At 72.4% G+C, this 18,936-nt stretch carries 16 protein-coding genes and 3 pseudogenes; 15 read left to right on the top strand and 4 right to left on the bottom strand.

The window, feature by feature from the left end; translation table 11 throughout:
• Positions 1 to 38: 38 nt before the first annotated feature.
• The 5 genes and pseudogenes from glpK to GA0070613_RS34545 form a co-directional block, all read left to right on the top strand.
• Entirely contained in the window at positions 39 to 1,556 is a 1,518-nt protein-coding gene (glpK, locus tag GA0070613_RS26090; protein ID WP_089014686.1) for a glycerol kinase GlpK, read from the top strand.
• Positions 1,557 to 1,582: 26 nt separating this feature from the next.
• A pseudogene (locus GA0070613_RS26085) lies at positions 1,583 to 2,196 on the top strand (FAD-dependent oxidoreductase); the annotation flags it as partial.
• Positions 2,197 to 2,207: 11 nt separating this feature from the next.
• A complete protein-coding gene (locus GA0070613_RS26080) occupies positions 2,208 to 4,427 on the top strand; it encodes a molybdopterin-dependent oxidoreductase (protein ID WP_089014685.1) in 2,220 nt (739 codons plus the stop codon).
• Positions 4,428 to 4,492: 65 nt separating this feature from the next.
• On the top strand, positions 4,493 to 4,909 hold the full coding sequence (locus tag GA0070613_RS33130; RefSeq protein ID WP_231929479.1) for a TetR/AcrR family transcriptional regulator: 417 nt from the start codon (positions 4,493 to 4,495) through the stop codon (positions 4,907 to 4,909).
• Between the two features lie 57 nt (positions 4,910 to 4,966).
• Positions 4,967 to 5,044 (top strand): annotated as a pseudogene (locus tag GA0070613_RS34545) (helix-turn-helix domain-containing protein); the annotation flags it as partial.
• Here GA0070613_RS34545 and GA0070613_RS33780 read toward each other — a convergent pair.
• Positions 5,044 to 5,316: a hypothetical protein gene (locus GA0070613_RS33780; protein WP_231929478.1), complete on the bottom strand. Its 273-nt coding sequence runs from the start codon at positions 5,314 to 5,316 to the stop codon at positions 5,044 to 5,046. The pseudogene GA0070613_RS34545 and the gene GA0070613_RS33780 sit on opposite strands and share 1 nt — an antisense overlap.
• 7 nt (positions 5,317 to 5,323) lie before the next feature.
• Here GA0070613_RS33780 and GA0070613_RS33775 point away from each other — a divergent pair.
• Positions 5,324 to 5,665: pseudogene (locus tag GA0070613_RS33775) on the top strand (LysR substrate-binding domain-containing protein); the annotation flags it as partial.
• Between the two features lie 244 nt (positions 5,666 to 5,909).
• Here GA0070613_RS33775 and GA0070613_RS26065 read toward each other — a convergent pair.
• Positions 5,910 to 6,665, bottom strand: coding sequence for a YoaK family protein (locus GA0070613_RS26065; RefSeq protein ID WP_089014683.1), 756 nt, complete (start codon positions 6,663 to 6,665; stop codon positions 5,910 to 5,912).
• A 194-nt stretch (positions 6,666 to 6,859) separates the two neighbouring features.
• On the opposite strand from GA0070613_RS26065, the gene GA0070613_RS26060 reads away from it, so the two are divergent.
• From GA0070613_RS26060 to GA0070613_RS26030, 7 genes are all read left to right on the top strand, one after another.
• A complete protein-coding gene (locus tag GA0070613_RS26060) occupies positions 6,860 to 7,573 on the top strand; it encodes a TenA family transcriptional regulator (RefSeq protein WP_089014682.1) in 714 nt (237 codons plus the stop codon).
• Between the two features lie 97 nt (positions 7,574 to 7,670).
• Positions 7,671 to 8,048, top strand: a complete 378-nt coding sequence (locus GA0070613_RS26055) for a Rieske (2Fe-2S) protein (protein ID WP_172875899.1) — start codon at positions 7,671 to 7,673, stop codon at positions 8,046 to 8,048.
• A 7-nt stretch (positions 8,049 to 8,055) separates the two neighbouring features.
• Positions 8,056 to 9,276 (top strand): NAD(P)/FAD-dependent oxidoreductase, encoded by a 1,221-nt coding sequence (locus tag GA0070613_RS26050; protein ID WP_089014681.1) that lies wholly within the window; start codon positions 8,056 to 8,058, stop codon positions 9,274 to 9,276.
• Positions 9,273 to 10,709 (top strand): aldehyde dehydrogenase family protein, encoded by a 1,437-nt coding sequence (locus tag GA0070613_RS26045; protein ID WP_089014680.1) that lies wholly within the window; start codon positions 9,273 to 9,275, stop codon positions 10,707 to 10,709. Before GA0070613_RS26050 ends, GA0070613_RS26045 begins: the two co-directional genes overlap by 4 nt.
• Positions 10,706 to 11,116, top strand: a complete 411-nt coding sequence (locus GA0070613_RS26040) for a Rieske (2Fe-2S) protein (protein WP_089014679.1) — start codon at positions 10,706 to 10,708, stop codon at positions 11,114 to 11,116. Before GA0070613_RS26045 ends, GA0070613_RS26040 begins: the two co-directional genes overlap by 4 nt.
• A 5-nt stretch (positions 11,117 to 11,121) precedes the next feature.
• Complete coding sequence (locus tag GA0070613_RS26035; RefSeq protein ID WP_197698996.1) at positions 11,122 to 12,735, top strand: gamma-glutamyltransferase family protein; 1,614 nt, start codon at positions 11,122 to 11,124, stop codon at positions 12,733 to 12,735.
• On the top strand, positions 12,728 to 13,180 hold the full coding sequence (locus tag GA0070613_RS26030; protein ID WP_172875898.1) for a RidA family protein: 453 nt from the start codon (positions 12,728 to 12,730) through the stop codon (positions 13,178 to 13,180). The genes GA0070613_RS26035 and GA0070613_RS26030 overlap by 8 nt, the downstream gene beginning before the upstream one ends.
• A gap of 154 nt (positions 13,181 to 13,334) precedes the next feature.
• Here the strand turns inward: GA0070613_RS26030 and GA0070613_RS26025 are convergent, their stop codons facing one another.
• Positions 13,335 to 14,870, bottom strand: coding sequence for a hypothetical protein (locus tag GA0070613_RS26025; protein WP_231929477.1), 1,536 nt, complete (start codon positions 14,868 to 14,870; stop codon positions 13,335 to 13,337).
• Between the two features lie 248 nt (positions 14,871 to 15,118).
• Here GA0070613_RS26025 and GA0070613_RS26020 point away from each other — a divergent pair, with 248 nt between their 5' ends.
• Positions 15,119 to 16,558, top strand: coding sequence for an MFS transporter (locus tag GA0070613_RS26020; protein ID WP_089014677.1), 1,440 nt, complete (start codon positions 15,119 to 15,121; stop codon positions 16,556 to 16,558).
• On the opposite strand, the gene GA0070613_RS26015 is transcribed toward GA0070613_RS26020, so the two are convergent.
• Positions 16,545 to 18,302: a PucR family transcriptional regulator gene (locus GA0070613_RS26015; RefSeq protein WP_157746542.1), complete on the bottom strand. Its 1,758-nt coding sequence runs from the start codon at positions 18,300 to 18,302 to the stop codon at positions 16,545 to 16,547. The two genes, GA0070613_RS26020 and GA0070613_RS26015, sit on opposite strands and share 14 nt — an antisense overlap.
• A 127-nt stretch (positions 18,303 to 18,429) precedes the next feature.
• On the opposite strand from GA0070613_RS26015, the gene GA0070613_RS26010 reads away from it, so the two are divergent.
• On the top strand, positions 18,430 to 18,885 hold the full coding sequence (locus tag GA0070613_RS26010; RefSeq protein ID WP_089014675.1) for a GlcG/HbpS family heme-binding protein: 456 nt from the start codon (positions 18,430 to 18,432) through the stop codon (positions 18,883 to 18,885).
• Positions 18,886 to 18,936: the final 51 nt, after the last annotated feature.

The raw sequence follows: 18,936 nt of genomic DNA, 5'->3' as shown, positions 1-18,936 counted from the left end.
GACCCGAATCCTCTCGACGAACACAAAGGAGACCCCGGATGGCTGACTTCGTCGGCGCGGTAGACCAGGGCACCACCAGCACCCGCTTCATGATCTTCGACCACGGCGGCAACGAGGTCGGCCGCCACCAGCTCGAACACGAGCAGATCCTGCCGCAGGCCGGCTGGGTGGAGCACAACCCGCTGGAGATCTGGGAGCGGACCCAGACGGTCATTCAGACCGCGATGAACGCCCGCGGCCTGACCGCCTCCGACCTGGCCGCGCTCGGCATCACCAACCAGCGCGAGACCACCGTGGTGTGGAACCGCCGGACCGGCCGGCCCTATTACAACGCCATCGTCTGGCAGGACACCCGTACCGACCGCATCGCCTCGGCGCTGGAACGCGAGGGCAAGGGCGACGTCATCCGGCGCAAGGCCGGCCTGCCGCCGGCGACGTACTTCTCCGGCGGGAAGATCCGGTGGATCCTCGAGAACGTCGACGGGGTCCGGGAGGCCGCCGAGCGCGGCGAGGCCGTCTTCGGCAACACCGACACCTGGCTGCTGTGGAACCTCACCGGCGGGGTCGAGGGCGGGGTGCACGTCACCGACCCCACCAACGCCAGCCGGACCATGCTGATGAACCTGGAGACGCTGGACTGGGACGACGAGCTGCTGTCGTTCTTCGACATCCCCCGCGCCATGCTGCCGCGGATCCGGCCGTCGTCCGACCCGCGCTCGTACGGCAGCACCGTGCAGCACGGCCCGTTCACCGGCCCGGTCCCGCTGACCGGCGACCTGGGCGACCAGCAGGCCGCCACGGTCGGCCAGGTCTGCTTCGCACCGGGCGAAGGCAAGAACACCTACGGTACGGGCAATTTCATGCTCCTCAACACCGGCACGGAGATCGTGCGGTCGAAGGCCGGGCTGCTCACCACGGTGTGCTACCAGTTCGGCGACGAGGCGGCGGTGTACGCGCTCGAAGGCTCGATCGCGGTCACCGGCTCGGCCGTGCAGTGGCTGCGCGACCAGCTCAAGATCATCACTAGCGCGGCGCAGAGCGAGATCCTGGCCAGCCAGGTGGAGGACAACGGCGGGGTGTACTTCGTGCCCGCGTTCTCCGGCCTGTTCGCCCCGTACTGGCGCTCCGACGCCCGCGGCGCGATCGTCGGCCTCTCCCGGTTCAACACCGACGCCCACATCGCCCGGGCCACCCTCGAGTCCATCTGCTACCAGAGCCGGGACGTGGCCGAGGCCATGGAGCAGGACTCCGGGGTGCACCTGGAGTGCCTCAAGGTCGACGGCGGGGTCACCGTCAACGACCTGTGCATGCAGCTGCAGGCGGACATCCTGGGCGTGCCGGTCAGCCGGCCGGTGGTGGCCGAGACCACCGCGCTCGGCGCGGCGTACGCCGCCGGCCTCGCCGTCGGCTTCTGGAAGAACACCGACGAGCTGCGCCAGAACTGGAACGAGAGCCGCCGCTGGCAGCCGGGCTGGTCGGCGGAGCAGCGCGAGAACGGCTACGCCCGGTGGAAGAAGGCGGTCCAGCGCACCCTCGACTGGGTCGACGTCGGCTGACGTCGCCTCCCACGCCCCTCAAGGGTCTGGGCGGCCGGCGTCCGTCGCCGGCCGCCCGCGAGCGGTCCCTGGCCGCCCTCGGCAGCGGCCAGGAACTGGACGTCCTGGTGATCGGCGGCGGCGTCACCGGCGCCGGCTGCGCTCTCGCGCCGTCACCCGCGGCCTGTCGGTCGGGCTCATCGAGGCCCGCGACTGGGCGAGCGGGACGTCGAGCCGGTCCAGCAAGCTCATTCACGGCGGCCTGCGGTACCTGGAGATGCTCGACTTCGGGCTGGTCCGCGAGGCCCCCCACCGGCACCTGAGCCGCCGCGGGGCGCTGCGCGCCTGCCCGTCGCTGCGGCCCGAGTCGCTGGTCGGCGCCCTGCAGTACTACGACGCCCAGGTCGACGACGCCCGGCTGGTGACCTTCCTCCTCCACACCGCCGCCGCGCACGGGGCGCACCCGCTGTCGCGGGCCCGCGTCGTGGGTTTCCTGCGGCACGGCGCCCGGATCACCGGCGCCCGGGTGCACGACCGGGAGACCGACCGGGTGTTCGAGGTGCGCGCCCGGCAGGTCATCAACGGCGCCGGAGCCGGTCGCCGAGGGGTGACAGTCGCCCGGCGGCATGCCACCATACCGACCAGTCGGTCTCCAACCGGAAGGGGCCCGCGATGCCGGGAACGACCGCGACGCGCACGGCGTACCGCACCTGTCCACTGTGCGAGGCCACCTGCGGCCTGACGCTGACCATCGCCGACGACCGGGTGACGCACGCCCGCGGCGACCGCGAGCACGTCTTCAGCCACGGCTTCGTCTGCCCGAAGGGGGCCGCGTTCCCGCAGCTCCTCGCCGACCCGGACCGCCTGCGCCGGCCGCTGCTGCGGGTCGACGGCACGCTGCGCGAGGTCGGCTGGGACGAGGCGTTCGCCGCCGTCGAGGCCGGGCTGACCGCCGCCCGGTCCGGCGGCCGCGATGCGGTCGCCGCCTACCTCGGCAATCCCAACGTGCACACGATGGCCGGCGGGCTCCACGTGGGACCCCTCGTCCGGGCGCTCGGCACCCGCAACGTCTATTCCGCCAGCACCGTCGACCAGATGCCCAAGCACGTCTCCTCGGGCTACCTGTACGGCGACCCGAACGCCATCCCGGTGCCCGACCTCGACCGCACCGACCTTCTCGTGCTGCTCGGCGCCAACCCCTGGGAGTCCAACGGCAGCCTCTGCACCGCGCCCGACTTCCCCGGTCGGCTGCGGGCGCTGCAGGCGCGCGGCGGGCGGTTCCTGGTCGTCGACCCTCGGCGCACCCGCACCGCCGCCGCCGCCGACGAGCACCTGCCCATCCGGCCCGGCGCCGACGCGCTGCTGCTCTTCGCCGTCGTGCACACTCTCTTCGACGAGGGCCTCGTACGGCTCGGCCGGCTGGCGGAGCACGTCACCGGCCTCGACGGCGTCCGGGACCTGGCCGCGGCGTTCGCCCCCGAGCGGGTGACCGACCGGTGCGCGGTGCCCGCGCCGCGCATCCGCCAGCTCGCCCGCGAGCTGGCAGCCTCCCCGACGGCCGCCGTGTACGGGCGTATCGGCACCTGTACGGTCACCTTCGGCACGCTGACGAGTTGGCTCGTCGACGTGGTCAACGTGCTGACCGGCAACCTCGACCGGCCGGGCGGGGCGATGTTCCCCCTCGCCGCCCACCAGCGGACCCGCGCCGCCGGCCCCGGCAAGGGCTTCCGCACCGGACGCTGGGCGAGCCGGGTGCGGGGCCTGCCGGAGGTCAAGGGCGAGCTGCCGGTCGCCACGCTGGCCGACGAGATCTCCACGCCGGGGGAGGGCCAGGTCCGCGCACTGATCACCATCGCCGGCAACCCCGTGCTGTCCACCGCCAACAGCGAGCGGTTGGACCGCGCGCTCGCCTCGCTCGACTTCATGGTCAGCGTCGACCCGTACCTGAACGAGACCACCCGGCACGCGGACGTGGTGCTGCCGCCGCCCGACCCCGCTCGCGCGGGACACTACGACTTCGCGTTCCTCACCCTCGCCGTGCGTAACGTGGCGAGCTACTCGCCGCCCGCCCTGCCGCCGGATCCCGACGGCCTCGACGAGTGCGACATCCTCGCCCGGCTCACCCTGATCGCCGCCGGGCAGGGCGCAGCGGCAGACCCGGCGGTGCTGCACGAGCACCTGCTCGATCAGGTGCTCGCCCAGGCGGTCGAGGGACTGGGCCGACCGGCGACCGAGCTGCGGGCGCTGATCTTCGGGGACCGGCCGGCCGAACGCCTGCTCGACGCGCGGCTGCGGCTCGGCGCGTACGGCGACCTGTTCGGACAGCGACCGGATGGCCTGTCCCTGACCCGGCTGCTCGACCATCCCCACGGCGTCGACCTGGGGCCGCTGCGACCGCGGCTGCCGGAGGTGCTGCGCACGCCGAGCGGGACGGTCGAGCTGTGCCCGCCGTCGATCGCGGCCGACGTGGCCCGGCTGCGCGAGGCCCGCGACGCGCCGCCGGACGGCTTCGTCCTCGTCGGCCGCCGGCACCTGCGGTCGAACAACAGCTGGATGCACAACGTGCCGGCGCTGGTGAAGGGCCGGGACCGCTGCACGCTGCAGGTGCATCCCGAGGACGCGGCGAAGCTCGGACTGGCCGCCGGGGACGCCGCACGCGTCTCCTCGCGGGTGGGGTCTGTCGTCGTCCCCGTGGAGCTGACCGCCGACACCATGCCGGGCGTGGTCAGCCTGCCGCACGGTTGGGGGCACGACGTGCCCGGCACCCGCCAGTCGGTGGCGCGCGCGCACGCCGGCGTCAACAGCAATGTGCTCACCGATGAGACGGCCGTCGACCCGCTCTCCGGCAACGTCGTGCTCAACGGCATCCCGGTGCGCGTCGAGCCCGCCTGACCGGCGGCGCCCCGCGTACGCTGGCGCATCGCGCCGGCGGGCGGGCCGGGAGGGGAAGGGGCACGGTGGGTCGAACGGGCGACGAGGCGCTGCCGCAGCGGCTGCTGGCGGTCGCCACCAGGCTGTTCGCGGAGAAGGGCTTCGAGAAGACCTCGGTCCAGGAGATCGTCGAGGCGGCCGGGGTCACCAAGGGCGCGATGTACCACTACTTCGCGGGCAAGGACGACCTCCTCCAGGAGATCTACGAGCGACTGCTGCGCACGCAGCGCGAGCGCCTGGAGGCCACCATGGCCGAGGCGCAGCCGGTGGCGCGGCGGCTGCACGGCGCCGCCGGCCTCTCCGAGGACTTCTCACTGGCGGGCGCCTACGCCCGCCTCCGCACCGTGCGCTTCGCCGATGGGCCCGAAGAGGTGCACAAGAACGCCCTGGCGCGCCACGAACTGCGTTGGCAGGCTTCCGCGAGGCAGGACATCCGCGCCTGACCACATCACTGTCCGTGCGGAACCGCGCCTACCTGGCGCGCTCTCGGCCGGCGGTCACTGCTCGCCTCCGACGTTCAGGTCTTCCGCGCGGTCGCCGAGCACGGCTCCATCACGGCTGCCGCCCGGACCCTGCGTTACACCCAGTCCGCGGTGTCCCGGCAGATCGCCGCGCTGGAGGCCGAGACCGGATCCCCCTGTTCGACCGGCTGCCGCGCGGCGTAGCCCTGACCGAACAGGGTCGCTGCCTGCTCGACCATGCCGTGGCGGTGCTCGACCGCCTCGACGCCGCCCGCCGGGACCTGGCCGCGCTCCGCGACCTCACCGCCGGCCGTCTGCGGGTCGGCGCCTTCCCGACGGCGGTCGCCGCGCTCGTCCCGCGCGCCCTGGCCACGTTCCGGTCCGCCCATCCCCGAGGTGGCGCTCTCCCTGGTCGAGGGGCTGACGCCCGGGCTGCTGGAACGCCTCCTCGACGGCGACGCCGACGTCGCCGTGGTGAGCGCCGCACCCGACCAGCCGCTCGACGGCCACCGCCTCGACCTGCACCACCTCCTGGACGAGGTGCTGCTGGTGGCGGCGCCCAGGACGCACCGGCTGGCCCACCGGCGGACGGTCCGGCTGCGCGAACTGGCCGATGATGCCTTCATCGCGGGCTCGGCCACCGTCGAGGAGACCCTGCTGCGGGCCACCCTGCCGGCCGGCTTCCGACCTCGGACGGACATCGTGGCCGCGGAGTGGACCGGCAAGCTGGGCTGTGTCGCGGCCGGGCTGGGCGTCGCACTGGTGCCCGCCCTGGCCGTCCGGGCCATCCCGCCCGACCTCGCCCTGCTCCGACTGCATTCCGACAACGCCTCCGGTTCTGGCTCTTCCAGGGCATCGAGACCGGCATCTTCGTCGTCCTCGTCCTGCTCCTGCTCTATCTCGCCATTCGTAGGATCCGCCGCATCGCGTAACTGGACCAGCGGTGATCGCCGGTTCCTCCGGGATCCGGCGATCACGACGCCTATGGCCGATCGCGGTCGGGCGCCGGCTGGATCGCCGCGACGGCAGCGGCCAGGACGGTGCCGAGGCTCCCCAGCTGCACCAGAGGCGCCCACACCGGCGCGCGTACCGCGAGCAAACCGCCGAGCGCCGCGCCCGCGATCAGCCCCAGCAGGGTGCGGACGCTCGGCGTGACGTCGCGCAGTCGGTGCCCGGAGGTGAGTCGCGCGATCACGGTGGTGAGCGTCCCGGTGAGGTAGGTGGTCGACAGTCCCGCCACGCCGAACCGCTGTACCGTGCTGCTCTGGATGCCGAGCGCGAGCGCGTTGAGCACCAGCAACGACAGTTGCAGCTGTCCCGACGGGTGTCCGCCGCTCAACCACCAGCCCACGGCGTAGCCGGTGAGCACCACGCCCTCGACGGCCAGCGCCCTGGTCACCGCGGGTGGCCAGACCGGGTCGTCGGGTCTGGGGGTGCCGGCGATGCGCGTGCCGAGCGAGCAGCCAAGGATGAAGCAGGCGATCGCCGCCCCGGCGTGTACGGCCAGCGCGCCGTCGGCCCCAGCAACGGCGACCCCGAGCAGGACCATGTTCCCGGTCATCACGCTGGTGAAGGCGCCGCCCAGCGCCAGGAACCCGATCGCGTCGGTGGCGCCGCTGTTCACCGCCAGCACGACGGCCATCAACTCCCGCCCCCGACGCTGCCGGTCGCTGCTGCGCGGCGGCCCTGTCGTCGTCCACCTGAATCGGCGCGGATACGCGCTGTTGATCGTCGGCATCGGCCCACGATGGCAAATTGGCCGACGGAAACGCCGTGGACTGTGTGCACAGAAGACGACGTCGAAGGATGTGCATCTTGACCGTGGGGCGCTGGTCGTCGGCTCCCTAGCGTTGGTGACACCCCAGAGACTCCCCGTGGCGCCACGCCGAGCTGCCGGGACCGCACCGACGCACTACAGAGAGAGGCGACAAGATGACCGAGCTGCTCTCCCGCGACGACTTCCGCACTGCCCTCCAGGACGCGATCAAGGGCAGGGAGGCCAAGAACGCGTCGTTCAGCCAGGCATGGGCCGACGGCAAGCTGCAGCGGCACCACTTCGCACGCTGGGCGGAGAACCACTACCACTACGTGGGCCCGTTCGCCGACTACCTGAGCTACGTCTACGCCAACACCCCGGACACCTGCACGGACGCCAAGGACTTCCTCCTGCAGAACATGTACGAGGAGGAACTGGCCGACATCCGCCACACGGACCTGCTGATCCGCTTCGCCGAGGCGTGCGGGACGACGCGCGAGCGGATCGAGGACCCGAACAACATGAACGCGGTGACCCGCGGCCTTCAGGCGTGGTGCTACGCCACGGCCATGCGCGAGCACTTCGCGGTGGCGACCGCGGCACTGGTCGTGGGCCTCGAGTCCCAGGTGCCGAGCATCTACAAGAAGCAGATCGTCCCGCTGCGCGAGGCGTACGGCTTCACCGAGGACGAGATCGAGTTCTTCGAGCTGCACATCACCTCCGACGAGGTGCACGGCGAGCGCGGCTACCAGATCGTCCTGGACCACGCCAACACGCCCGAACTGCAGCAGCGATCGCTGCAGTTCGTCCGCTGGGGCGCGGAGATGCGTTTCGCCTACACCAAGGCGCTCTACGACACCTACGTGGCGACGGACCTGGTCAGCGCCTGACCGAAGCCGCCGGACGGGTGGGTCCACTGGTTGACCCACCCTGCCGGCATCTGCGGCCGGAGTTCCGCGACCGCTTCAGATACGGAGGGAGTCGGGAGTGAGCGAGCCTAACCCCGTCGAGTGGGTGCCCGTCGCCGAGCTGTCCGAGCTCGCGCGCCGCAAGAGGAAGCAGGTGGTCGTCGGCGGCACGCCGATCGCGCTGTTCTACGTCGACGCCCAGGTCTTCGCGTTGCACGACGTATGCGTCCACAAGCAGCGCTCCCTGAGCAAGGGGACAATCCTGCACGGGCGGATCATCTGCCCCGGTCACCAGTGGTCCTTTGACCCGGCCACCGGCGAGGCGGCGGACCAGGCCGAGTGCCAGCCGACGTACGACGTCCGGGTGGCGAACGGCAAGATCTACGTCAACCCGCGACAGCGCACCGGGCGCGCGGCGAGCGATGCCGCAGCACACCCGGCCGCGGCTGCGGGGTGAGCTGCCGATGACCAGGACCATCGTCACCGTCGGCGCCGGTCAGGCCGCCGCCGTCGCCGCCCGTGCGCTGCGCCGACGCGGTTTCGACGGCCGGATCGAGCTGCTCGGTGCCGAACCGGAGGCACCGTACCAGCGGCCGCCGCTGTCGAAGGAGTACCTCGCCGGCGACGACGACTGCGGCCTGCACCTGCTGTCGGAGCACTGGTGCGCGGCGAACGACGTGCGCCTGCGGCTCGGCCAGCCGGCCGTCCGGATCCGGCCCGAGCGGGGGCTCGTCGAGTTGGCCGACGGCACGGAGGTCGCCGCGGACGCGGTTCTGCTGGCCACCGGTGGGAGCCCCCGCCGTCTGCCGAACGTCGCGGGCGAGCGTATCCACTACCTCCGCACCCGGCGGGACGCCGACCGTCTCCGCGCCCAGCTGCGTCCGGGCGTACAGGTGATCGTCATCGGCGCCGGCTTCATCGGCGCCGAGGTCGCCGCCACCAGCCGCGGCAAGGGCGCCGACGTCACGGTGGTGGAGGCGCTCGGCGTGCCGCTGCAGCGCGTACTCGGCCGCGAGATCGGGGCCACCTGCGCGGCGATCCACCGCCGGCAGGGCGTCACGCTGCGGCTGGGCGAGTCCGTCGAGTCCGTCGTCGAGACACCGACCGGCGTCGTCGTCACCACCAGCGGCTGCCGCATCGAGGGCGACCTGGTGGTGGTGGGCATCGGCATCACGCCGAACACCAGCGTGGCCGAGCGGTCCGGCCTCGCCGTCGACAACGGCATCCTCGTCGACGAGTACTGCCAGACCGGGGTGCCGAACGTGTACGCCGCCGGCGACGTGGCCAACCATTGGCATCCGCTCTTCGGGGAGCGGATCCGGGTCGAGCATTTCGACAACGCGAGCCGGCAGGCCACCGCCGCCGCCAACAACATGATCGGCCGGACCACCGTGTACGCCGAACCGCACTGGTTCTGGTCGGACCAGTACGACCACAACCTGCAGTACACCGGCCACGCGCCGGTCTGGGACGAGCTGGTCGTGCGCGGCTCGGTCGAGGAGTGCGACTTCTCGGCGTTCTACCTGCGCGACGGCCTGGTCCGGGCGGCGTTCGCCGTCGACCGCGGCGCGGACGTCCTCGTCGCCAAGGAGCTGATCGCCGGACAGGTCAGCGTCGATCCGCGGATCCTCGCCGACGAGGACGTCGACCTGACCGAACTGACGGCGTTGGAGGAGCAACCGTGAAGGGCAACTTCATCGGTGGTGCGTGGGTGGGCTCGGCCAGCGGGCGTACCCGCGAGCGGCGGAACCCCGCTGACGAGCGCGAGGTCGTCGCGGTCTTCCCGGATTCGGACGCGAAGGACGCGCACGACGCGGTGACCGCGGTCGCGGCCGGCTACCGGGACTGGGCGGAGCGCGGTCCGGAGGCGCGGGCGGCGGTCCTGCACCGCGCCGCGGACATCCTCGCCGCCCGCGCCGACCACCTCGCCCGGGACCTGGTCCGTGAGGAAGGCAAGACGCTCGCCGAGGCGCTCACCGAGACCCGCCGGACCCCGTCGAACCTCCGGTTCTACGCGGGTGAGGCGCTGCGCGTCGCCGGCAGCACGTACGCCACGGGAGACGGCAGCCTCGTCTACACCTCCCGGGAACCGGTCGGCGTCGTCGTGGCCATCACTCCGTGGAACTTCCCGCTGAACATCCCGTCGCGCAAGCTCGGTCCGGCGTTGGCGGCGGGCAACGGGGTGGTGTTCAAACCGAGCGAGGTGACCCCGCTGATGGGGCAGCGGCTGGTCGAGGCGCTGCTCGACGCGGGCGTCCCGGCCGGTGCGCTCGCCCTCGTGCAGGGTGGCGGGGAGGCCGGGGCGGCGCTGGTCGCGGATCCGCGGGTGGGTGCGGTGACCTTCACCGGCTCCTCTGACGTCGGGGCGGCCATCCACCGCGCGGTCGGACCCAGCCAGCGCTGCCAACTGGAGATGGGCGGCAAGAACCCGGTGATCGTGCTGGAGGACGCCGACCTGGACCGGGCGGCCGACATCGTGGTCCGCGGGGCGTTCGGCCTCAGCGGCCAGGCGTGCACCGGCACCAGCCGGCTGATCGTCCACGACGCGGTGCACGACGCGCTCGTCGAGCGGGTGGTCGCACTCGCCCGCGCTCGCCGGGTGGGCGACGGGCTCTCCGACGGCGTGCAGATGGGCCCCCTCGCGACCCGCGCCCAACTGGACAAGACCCGGCACTACCTCAACCTCGCGGCGGCCGCCAACGCCCGCCTCCGCGCCGGTGACGAGCCACTCGGTCCGGGCCTGGAACACGGCAACTTCGTCCGCCCGGCGGTCTTCACCGACGTCGACCCGTCGTCGCCGCTGGCGCAGGAGGAGATCTTCGGACCGGTTCTGGGCGTGCTGCGCGTCGGATCCTTCGACGACGCGATCAGCGTCGCCAACGACACGGCGTACGGTCTGTCGGCCGGGATCGTCACCCGCGACCTGGGCCGCGCGCTCGATTTCGCCCGGCGGGTCGACAGCGGCCTTGTCAAGATCAACCAGCCGACCACCGGCATGGCGATGAACGCCCCCTTCGGTGGGCTGAAGAACTCCAGCACCCAGACGTTCAAGGAACAGGCAGGGGAGACGATGATGCACTTCTACACCGTCGACAAGACCGTGTACGTGGGCTCATGAGCACGCCCGAGGCCACCGGCACCCCGCACGCGGGAGCGGAGCCGGGCGCCGCCAGATTCGTTTGCGTCGCCCGCTCCGGTCAGGTGCCCGACGGGTACGTCCGCCGGTTCTACGCCGACAGCCTGGAGCTGTGTGTTGCCCGCTTCCAGGGCAAGGCGTACGCGACGTCGAACTACTGCACGCACCTGGACTGCCTGCTCTCGTCGGGCAAGCTCGTCGACGACGGCATCGGCTGCTCCTGCCACGGCAGCGTCTTCGATCTCGAGACGGGCGAGCCGGTCTGCCCGCCCGCCACCGAACCGATCAAGACGTTCCCGGTGCGGGAGGAGGACGGGCAGATCTACGTGGGCGTGACGCCGGAGGACATCGCGACCGGTGGCCCGCGCCGACGCAAACCGGTGAGGTGACGGGAGTGAGCGTGGACTGGCCGGCACCGACCCGTAACCCGGTTCTCGCCGGCGAGCACATGGCGATCTCGAGCCACCCGGGAGTCACCGCCGTCGGCCACCGCGTGCTCGCCGACGGCGGCACCGCGATCGATGCGACGGTGGCGATGGCCGCGATGTCCTGGTTGGCGCTGCCGGGCCAGTGCGGCGTCGGCGGCGACGCCTTCGCCGTGGTCCGGGAGCCGGACGGGTCGGTGTGGACCATCAACGGCAGCGGGTACGGGCCGGACGGCGGCGACCTGGAGTTCTACCGCGCGCGGGGCCTGTCCGCGATTCCACTCACCGGGGCGCTGGCCGTGGCGGCTCCGGGTGCGGTGACCGCGATCGCCGCGCTGCACGCCCGCGGGGCGACGCGCAGCCTCCCCGAGTTGTGGGCGCCGGCGATCGCCGCCGCCCAACGTGGTCTGCCCTGCACCCGGAAGACCCGCGCGGACATCGTCGAACACGAGGCGCAGCTGCGCACCGACGACGGGGCCCGACGGACGTTCCTGCGCAACGGTCGGGCCCCGCAGGTCGGCGAACGGCTCCCACAGCCGGAACTCGCCGCCTCGCTGCGGCTGCTGGCGGCCGATCCCGGCGCCCTCTACACCGGCGAACTGGCCGATCGCGCGGTGGCCGCACTGGCGGCGGCCGGCGCTCCGTTCAACGGCGACGAGTGGGCGGCCTCCGGCGTCCCCCTCGAGGGCGAGGCGATCGCCGGCCGGTACGGCGACCTGGTCATGCACACGTCACCGCCGCCCACACCGGGCTGGATGGTCCTGCAGCAGGCGGCCGTCTGCGACGGGATGCTCTCCGGCCTGCCGTGGCTGAGCGTCGACGCGGTCGGCTGGCTCGCCGGAGCCGCCCGCCAGGGCTTCCGGGACCGTTGGGACCGGTGCGGCGCCGACACGGACGCCTGGCGGGCGCTGCTGCGGCCCGAGGCGGTCGCGGACGTGCGGGCGAAGCTGGCCGCCGGACGGCATCCACTCGCGACGGCCGGGTTGACGCCGGACGGGGACACCACGACGACAGTCGCGGTCGACGGCGACGGCCGTGCGGTCAGCTTCATCCACTCGCTCGCCTTCACCTTCGGCGCCCGGATCACCATCCCGGGCACCGGCATCATGCTCAACAATCGGCTGGGGCGCGGCGCGTACCTGGTCGAGGGACACCCGAACCAGGTGCGACCGCGGCGCCGTCCGCTGCACACCTGCCTTGCGTGGTTGGTGACCGACGCCGGTGGAGCCCTGCGGCACGTCGGCAACACGCCCGGCGGTGACGGACAGGTGCAGTGGAACATGCAGGTGCTGTCGCACCTGATCGACCACGGCCTGGATCCGCAGGAGGCGGTGTCGGCGCCGCGGTTCACGGTGTTCCCGGGCAGCGACTCGGACGTGGTGGGGGCCCCCGACGAGCTGATCTGCGAGTCGCGGCTGGGCGAGCGGACCCTCGCGGGGCTGCGCGCCGCCGGACACCCGGTCCGGGTGGTGGGGCCGTGGGACGCGGGCGGGAGTGCCCTGGTGGTCTCGGTGGACGAGCGGCTCGGCTGCCTCGCCGGTGGCGCCGACCCCCGGCAGGACGGGGTGGTGCTCGGTGGCTGAGCCGGCCGGCCGGGGACGGCTGCCGGCGCCCCCGGCCCCGCAGGGCCACTACGTGCCGGTGGTGGTGCACGAGGGTGTCGCGTACACGGCGGGGATGACCCCGCGGGTGGACGGCCGGCTCGCCGTGCGCGGCCTGGTGGGCGCGGAGCTGACCGTGGCCGAGGCGCGCGCCGCAGCCGGCATCGCGGCCAGCAACGCCGTCGCCGCGGTGGCCCAGGCGGTGGGGGGACTGGACCGGGTGCGGCGATGCCTGCGGATGACCGTGTACGTCGCCTGCCGTCCCGACTTCACGCAGCACTCTCTGGTTGCCGACGGCGCATCCGAGGTGCTGCGGGACTGGCTGGGCGACCGCGGTGCCGTCGCGCGTTCAGCCGTCGGGGTGGCGAGCCTGCCGTCCGGCGCGCCGGTCGAGGTGGAGCTCACCGCCGCCGTGACCGCCGACTGAGCCCCGGGCGGATCTCCGCCGTCCGGCTGCGCCCTCGGCGGACGGCGAGCGGCTGGAGGGAAGTCCCCGGTTCAGAGCCCGGTTGTGCGGTGCCGGCACGGCGGAGGCGGCGGGCATGGCTGCTCCGCCGCCTCCGCACTTCGTGTTGCCGACACTACGGGAAGAAGACCACCGCGAAGATGGTCCCCACGACGAGCCCGCTGACGACCGGAATGAAACACCTGCGCGCCAGGGCGATCACCGGCACCCGGGCGAAACCGGCGACGGCGATGAGTGAGGACCAGGCGACCAGGGTGCCGCCGCCGGACCAGATGTTGCCCATCTGGCCGACGGCGGCGAGCGTCCCGGCGCTGATCCCGGCGGCCGGGCCGAGACTGCCCGCCAGCGACCCGGTCAGCGGCAGTCCGGAGAAGCCCGACCCCTCCAGGCCCGCGATCATGCCGATTAGCAGGATGCCGAAGGCCGCGATGAAGCCGCTGTGGGGGATGTGGCTCTGCGCCGCCGTGACCAGGTCGTACAGGAACGCCGGCCCCTTCGCCGGATCGGCGGTGCCGAGGATCTGGCCGGAGAAGTCGCCGTTGCCGATGAAGAAGAAGCCGGCGATCGGCAGGACGACCCCCATGGCCTTGAACGCGAACACCAGTCCGTTGACCACGTGCTCGGCGGAGCTCTCCAGGAAGCTCTTGCCGTCACCGGCGAGCGCCGCCAGGAAGACGATGAGGGCCGCGATGCCGCCGACCAGGGCGGCGGCGTCGCCGCCGCGCAGGTCGGGCACGCTGTCGGAGAACTTCGCGACCACCATGTACACGATCAGCGCCAGGTAGGCCACCGGCACGAAGATGGCGAAGAAGGTCGGTACGAGGGGGTTGCCGCGGTAGCTGCCGGCTGACTCTTCGGGGCCGTCCCGCAGCTCCTCGTCGTACTCCTCCCGTAGCGCGACGCCGTGCCCGGTCGTCGGCGGTCCGCCCCGCAGGGACGGGACGTCCCCGCCACCGGCCGGCCGTTCGCCCGCGCCGACCAGCTCGCGCTCCCGCTCGGTGACCGCCAGGTCCCTCGCGCGTTCACCGCTGCCGTCTGCCGTCGACTCCCACTCGACGAGCAGGGCCGGGTCTGGTTGGCGCATCGTGCGGAACTCCATCAGGTAGGCGACCGCGAGAGCGACCCCACCGACGACGAGTGACAGCACCATGGCGCGGTCGGCGACCACGTTCGCGTCCGCTCCCGCCGCCTTCGCCGACAGCCCGGGGGCGACCCGGATGACGTAGTCGGAGGAGAGGGCCATGCCCTGGCCCGCGATCGCCACGACCAGGCCGACGGCCATCGGCCGCAGACCCGCGCGGATCGCCACCGGGATGAGCACCGCGCCGATCAGCGGCACCGCCGGGGTCGGCCAGAAGAACAGCGAGATGAAGTACGTGACGACCACCAGCGTCCAGAAGGCGAGGTGGCCGTTGCGCATCACGCCTCGGAACGGGACGACCATCTTCCGATCGGCGCCGATCGCCTGCAACGAGTGCAGCATCGCGGTCACGAGCGCGATGATCAGGAAGATGTTGAACAGGTTCGTTGCCGCCACGAGGCTGGCGTTGAACACCGCGGAGAGCCCGCGGATGACGCTGTGCGAGAAGACGAGCGCGGTCGCGAGGGTCGCGACCACGGCCGGGACTACGATGTTCTTTCTGGCGATCATCGTCGCGATGATGACGACAACGCCGGCTAGATAGACCCAGTGGGCCGCCGTTAGCTGCATCTGCTACCTCACTGCCTCTTGCAGGGAGTTGATTGCACGTCAGACTCCGCGTGTGCAAGGTCAGCGTCTATCAGCCATGTGCACAGGCCGGCGGTCAAAGATTGTGCAGGGTGCCGTAGCGTCATCCGACGGTCACGGCGCAGTCTCGAACGGTATGTGATCTGCGCAGACGACGGGAAGGACGGGACGTGCGGGACACCCGGCTGCGGGTTGGAGGCGCCCCGTCGTTGGCTACGCCGGCCCTCGAGGCTCCGCCGCAGCGAAAGCGGGCGGGACCCGCCGTACTGCTGACCCTGCTCGGTGCCACGCTGCTCGGCACCGTCATCAACAATGTGCTGAATGTGCCGTTGCGCGACATCACCGCCGATCTCGGCGTCTCGCTGTCCTCCGGCGTGCTCGTGGTGAGCAGCTTCGTCCTGGTCCTCGCCACGGGCATGGCGTTGAGCGGCTGGGTGGGCGACCGGTTCGGACGACGCCGTACCGTCATCGCGTCCCTGGCCCTCATGGCGGTCGCCATGGTGGGGGCGGCGCTGGCCCCGTCGCTGCCTGTCCTCGTCGCGATGCGCGCCCTGCAGGGCATGGCATGTGCGGCCTACCCGCCGGCGGTCATGGGCATGCTCGGCAGCATCTACGGGCCGAGCCAGCGGACCCGCACGATGAGCGCCTGGGCGGCCGCCAACGGGATCGGACAGGCCATCGGCCCGCCGCTGGGCGGTCTGCTGGCTGACCTCGCCGGCTGGCGGGCGATCTTCTGGTGCCTCGCGCCGGTGGCGGTGATCCTGCTCGTCGCCACCGTCCTGGTGGTGCCGGACGACCGCGGGCACGCCACCGCGCTGCACTGGCCCGGCGCGGTGTCGTTGACGCTCGGTGCCGCGTTGGTGATGACGGCCGCCACCGCCGTCCCGCAGCACGTGGTGCCGACCTGGCTCACCGTCACGCTCGCGGTGGCGGGCGTCGGCCTGCTGGCGATCTTCGTCATCTCCTCCGCCAACGCGGCGGCGCCCATCATCCGGCCGCGTCTCATCGTCGAGTCACGATTCCTGCGTAGCACGGTCGCCGCGGCCGCCCAGATGTTCTGCCTCGCCGCCACGCTCGTCGCGGTTCCGCTGTATGTCACCGGGACCCTCGGGTGGGCCACCGCCGTCACCGGTCTGCTGGTACTCGCCCTGCCCGCCGCCATGGCCGTGTTGGCCCCCGTCGTCGGCCTGCTCAGCGAACGCGGCCGGCCGCGCTGGATCCTGCGCACCGGTCTGGTCCTGCTCGGCACGGCGGAACTGCTGCTGGGGCTGTACGCGGGCAACGCCGGCCGGAGCACCGCGCTGCTCGTCGCGCTGCTTCTCGCGGTGGGTGTGGGGGTGGCCCTCGTCCAGACACCCTCCGCCGCCGGGGCGACCCGGTCACCCGCAGGCAGATCGGGCGCGGCCCTCGGACTGTTCAACATGATGCGCTTCGGCGGGTCGGCGCTGGGCGCGGCCTGGGTGGCGGTCGTCTACCCGCACGGCAATCTGCTGCTGCTCTTCGCCGGATGCACGGTGATCGCCGCCGTCGGGCTGGTGGTCAGCTTCGCCGGCCCTGACCCGTCCCCGCTCGACACCGACCGGACGTCGCCGGCCACTACGTCGGGCTGAGATCGCGGTCGACGGCCGTCACCGTCTCGGCGAGCAGGTTGAGCTTGTGCGCCAGCCACACCGCGAACTGGTGCTCGGCCTCCCGCAGATCCAGTTGCAGCAGCCGTGACGCGCGGTCGAGCTTGTAGAGCATCGTGTTGCGGTGGATGTGCAGTTCCCGCGCGGCGGCGTTGAGGTTGCCGCCGGATGCGACGTAGGCGATGACCGCCTGCTCCAAGCCGCTCCCGCCGGCGCGGGAGTCGCGGAGCGGGGCCAGCATGTCCCGGGCGAAGGCACGCCCCTGCGGGCTCTCCGCGAGCTCCACCAGGGCGGCGAACACCCTCAGGTCCTGGAAGCCGCAGACCTGGTCCATGCCAAGACGGTTCCGGATCCCGAGCGCGATGCGCGCCTCCCGGTAGCTGTCGAAGATGCGGCCGGCGCCGCCGACGCAGCGCCCGTGTGCCACGGCCACCGGGCGCTGGGTTCTCCGTTCCAACTCCGCCTGCAGGGTGCGGGCGAAGTCCGCCAGCGCCCGGTCCTGCGCGTCCGGCGAGTCCCGGCGGCCCGTCGGGTTGACCTGCCGGACCACCGCGAGCACGTCGCCGACGACCGTCGCCAGCGTGTGCCCGTTCGGCCGGGCGTCGAGGCGGGCCGCGTGCCGGGCCAGTTGGAACAGGGCGGTCGGGGAGTCGGGGCTGCCGACCGAGCCGAGTCCGTTCGCGACGACCACGCCGTAGGTCGCCCCGACCGGGAAGTCGTAGTGTGCCGCCCGGGCTTCCAACTCGTGCTGGTTCGAGAAACGGCCGTGCAGCAGCGCGTGGACGAAGTCGCCCCGCGCCCGCTCCTCAGCCTGCTCCACGCTGCGCAGGCGCAGCATCTCGGTGCCTACGATGGTGGCGGCCTGCTCGACGACCACGCGGTGCTGCGCGACCTCGTGCGGGCTGGGCGGGTCGGCCGACTCCACGATGACCACCCAGCCGTCGTGGCGACCGCTGAGCAGGATCGGATTGAGCACGCACGTCGCGCTGATCCCGTCGATCAGCAGCGTCCGAACCTGGGGCCCGGCGGGCGGCTGCTCGGTAGCGGCCGGCCTTGGTCCCGCCGCGGCGTCACGACCCGGTGACGCGCTGTCCGCCGTCACGCCGGACGCGTCCTCGCGCAGCGCGTCCGCGACCGCCGCCGCCTCGAACACGCGGTCGCGGCTGGGTTCGAACGCCAGGACGCGGTACTGCGGGTCGAGGATGGCCGCCGTGCACCCGGACAGCCGGGCCATCTGGTGCCCGAGCGCGGCCAACCCGGCCCCGCGGTACAGCAACTCCACCAGCGAGCGGTGCACCCTCAGGCCGTAGCGGAGGACGTGGGTGTCCCGGGCCAGGACGAGTTCCGCCACCAGCTGACTGAGCTGACGGAACCCGACGTGCGCACCGACGTGGATCACCGGCAGCCCGCAGGCCGGGTCGGGAAGATCGCCGGCGCCGCCGGCGACGACGATCGCCGCGGCGCTGCGCCGGCCGAGACCGGCAAGCAGTGCCGGTCGGACCTGCTCGGCCCGGGCATGGACGACAACTCCGGGCAGGGGGTCGACGCTGGTCTGGACCTCGTCCCACGGCAGGCACCAGGTGACGGCGGCGTCGAGCAGCTGGGCGGACGCCGTCGTACGGGCCGGGCGGAGCAACCGTTCCTGCAGCAGCCGGCCCACCGTCAGGTGCTGCGGGTCCACGTCGCCAGGCGGGCCGTGAAGTGCCTCTGCCGATGGGTCGGTCATGACAACTCCTTGGACAGGTTGCACAAGCTTCCCCCGCCGCATCGCGGCAGTCTAGCCATTGTTCGCGCCCTCCGCGTACCGGCAGGCTGGTCGCACGGACGGCCCGGTAGTGGGCAGAGGAGGCAAGGTGCACAGGATCTACCGAATCACGCTCGACGACGCGCTTCCCATGCTCGCCGCAGCGCGAGCGAAGGCGGAGGAGATCGGAGTCCGGCAGACGATCTGCGTCTGCGACGACGGCGGCCATGTGCTCGCGCTGCATCGGCTGCCCGGTGCCCGCCTCACCGGAGTCGAGATCGCGATGGCGAAGGCGTTCACCGCGGCCGGGCACGAGCGGGCGACCCACAAGTTCAACGAGCCGCCGAACGGCCCCGCGCTGCCGGGCAACGAGGCGTTCGGGATCAGCCACATGTACCCCGGGAAGTTCGCCATCTTCGTCGGCGGGTTCCCCATCGAGTACGAGGGCCAGATCGTCGGCGCCGTCGGGGTCAGCGGCGGCAACGGCGAGCAGGACAAGGCGGTCGGCGCGGCGGCGTTGGAAGCGTTCGCGAAGCACGTCGCGGAACTGGGGCTCAGCGGGTAGCCCTCGCGAACGGCCTCGTCGCTGATGTGCGTCGACCAACGGCACGTCAGC

It is taken from the genome of Micromonospora inositola, assembly GCF_900090285.1.
Classification (GTDB): Bacteria; Actinomycetota; Actinomycetes; order Mycobacteriales; family Micromonosporaceae; genus Micromonospora; species Micromonospora inositola.
This window is presented reverse-complemented; position numbering and strand designations above follow the sequence as displayed.

Coding starts and splice junctions, on each gene's coding strand:
- glpK (WP_089014686.1), top strand. CDS start 39: ATGGCTGACTTCGTCGGCGCGGTAGACCAGGGCACCACCAGCACCCGC.
- GA0070613_RS26080 (WP_089014685.1), top strand. CDS start 2,208: ATGCCGGGAACGACCGCGACGCGCACGGCGTACCGCACCTGTCCACTG.
- GA0070613_RS33780 (WP_231929478.1), bottom strand. CDS start 5,316: ATGGGCGGACCGGAACGTGGCCAGGGCGCGCGGGACGAGCGCGGCGAC.
- GA0070613_RS26065 (WP_089014683.1), bottom strand. CDS start 6,665: ATGCCGACGATCAACAGCGCGTATCCGCGCCGATTCAGGTGGACGACG.
- GA0070613_RS26060 (WP_089014682.1), top strand. CDS start 6,860: ATGACCGAGCTGCTCTCCCGCGACGACTTCCGCACTGCCCTCCAGGAC.
- GA0070613_RS26050 (WP_089014681.1), top strand. CDS start 8,056: ATGACCAGGACCATCGTCACCGTCGGCGCCGGTCAGGCCGCCGCCGTC.
- GA0070613_RS26040 (WP_089014679.1), top strand. CDS start 10,706: ATGAGCACGCCCGAGGCCACCGGCACCCCGCACGCGGGAGCGGAGCCG.
- GA0070613_RS26025 (WP_231929477.1), bottom strand. CDS start 14,870: ATGATCGCCAGAAAGAACATCGTAGTCCCGGCCGTGGTCGCGACCCTC.
- GA0070613_RS26015 (WP_157746542.1), bottom strand. CDS start 18,302: ATGACCGACCCATCGGCAGAGGCACTTCACGGCCCGCCTGGCGACGTG.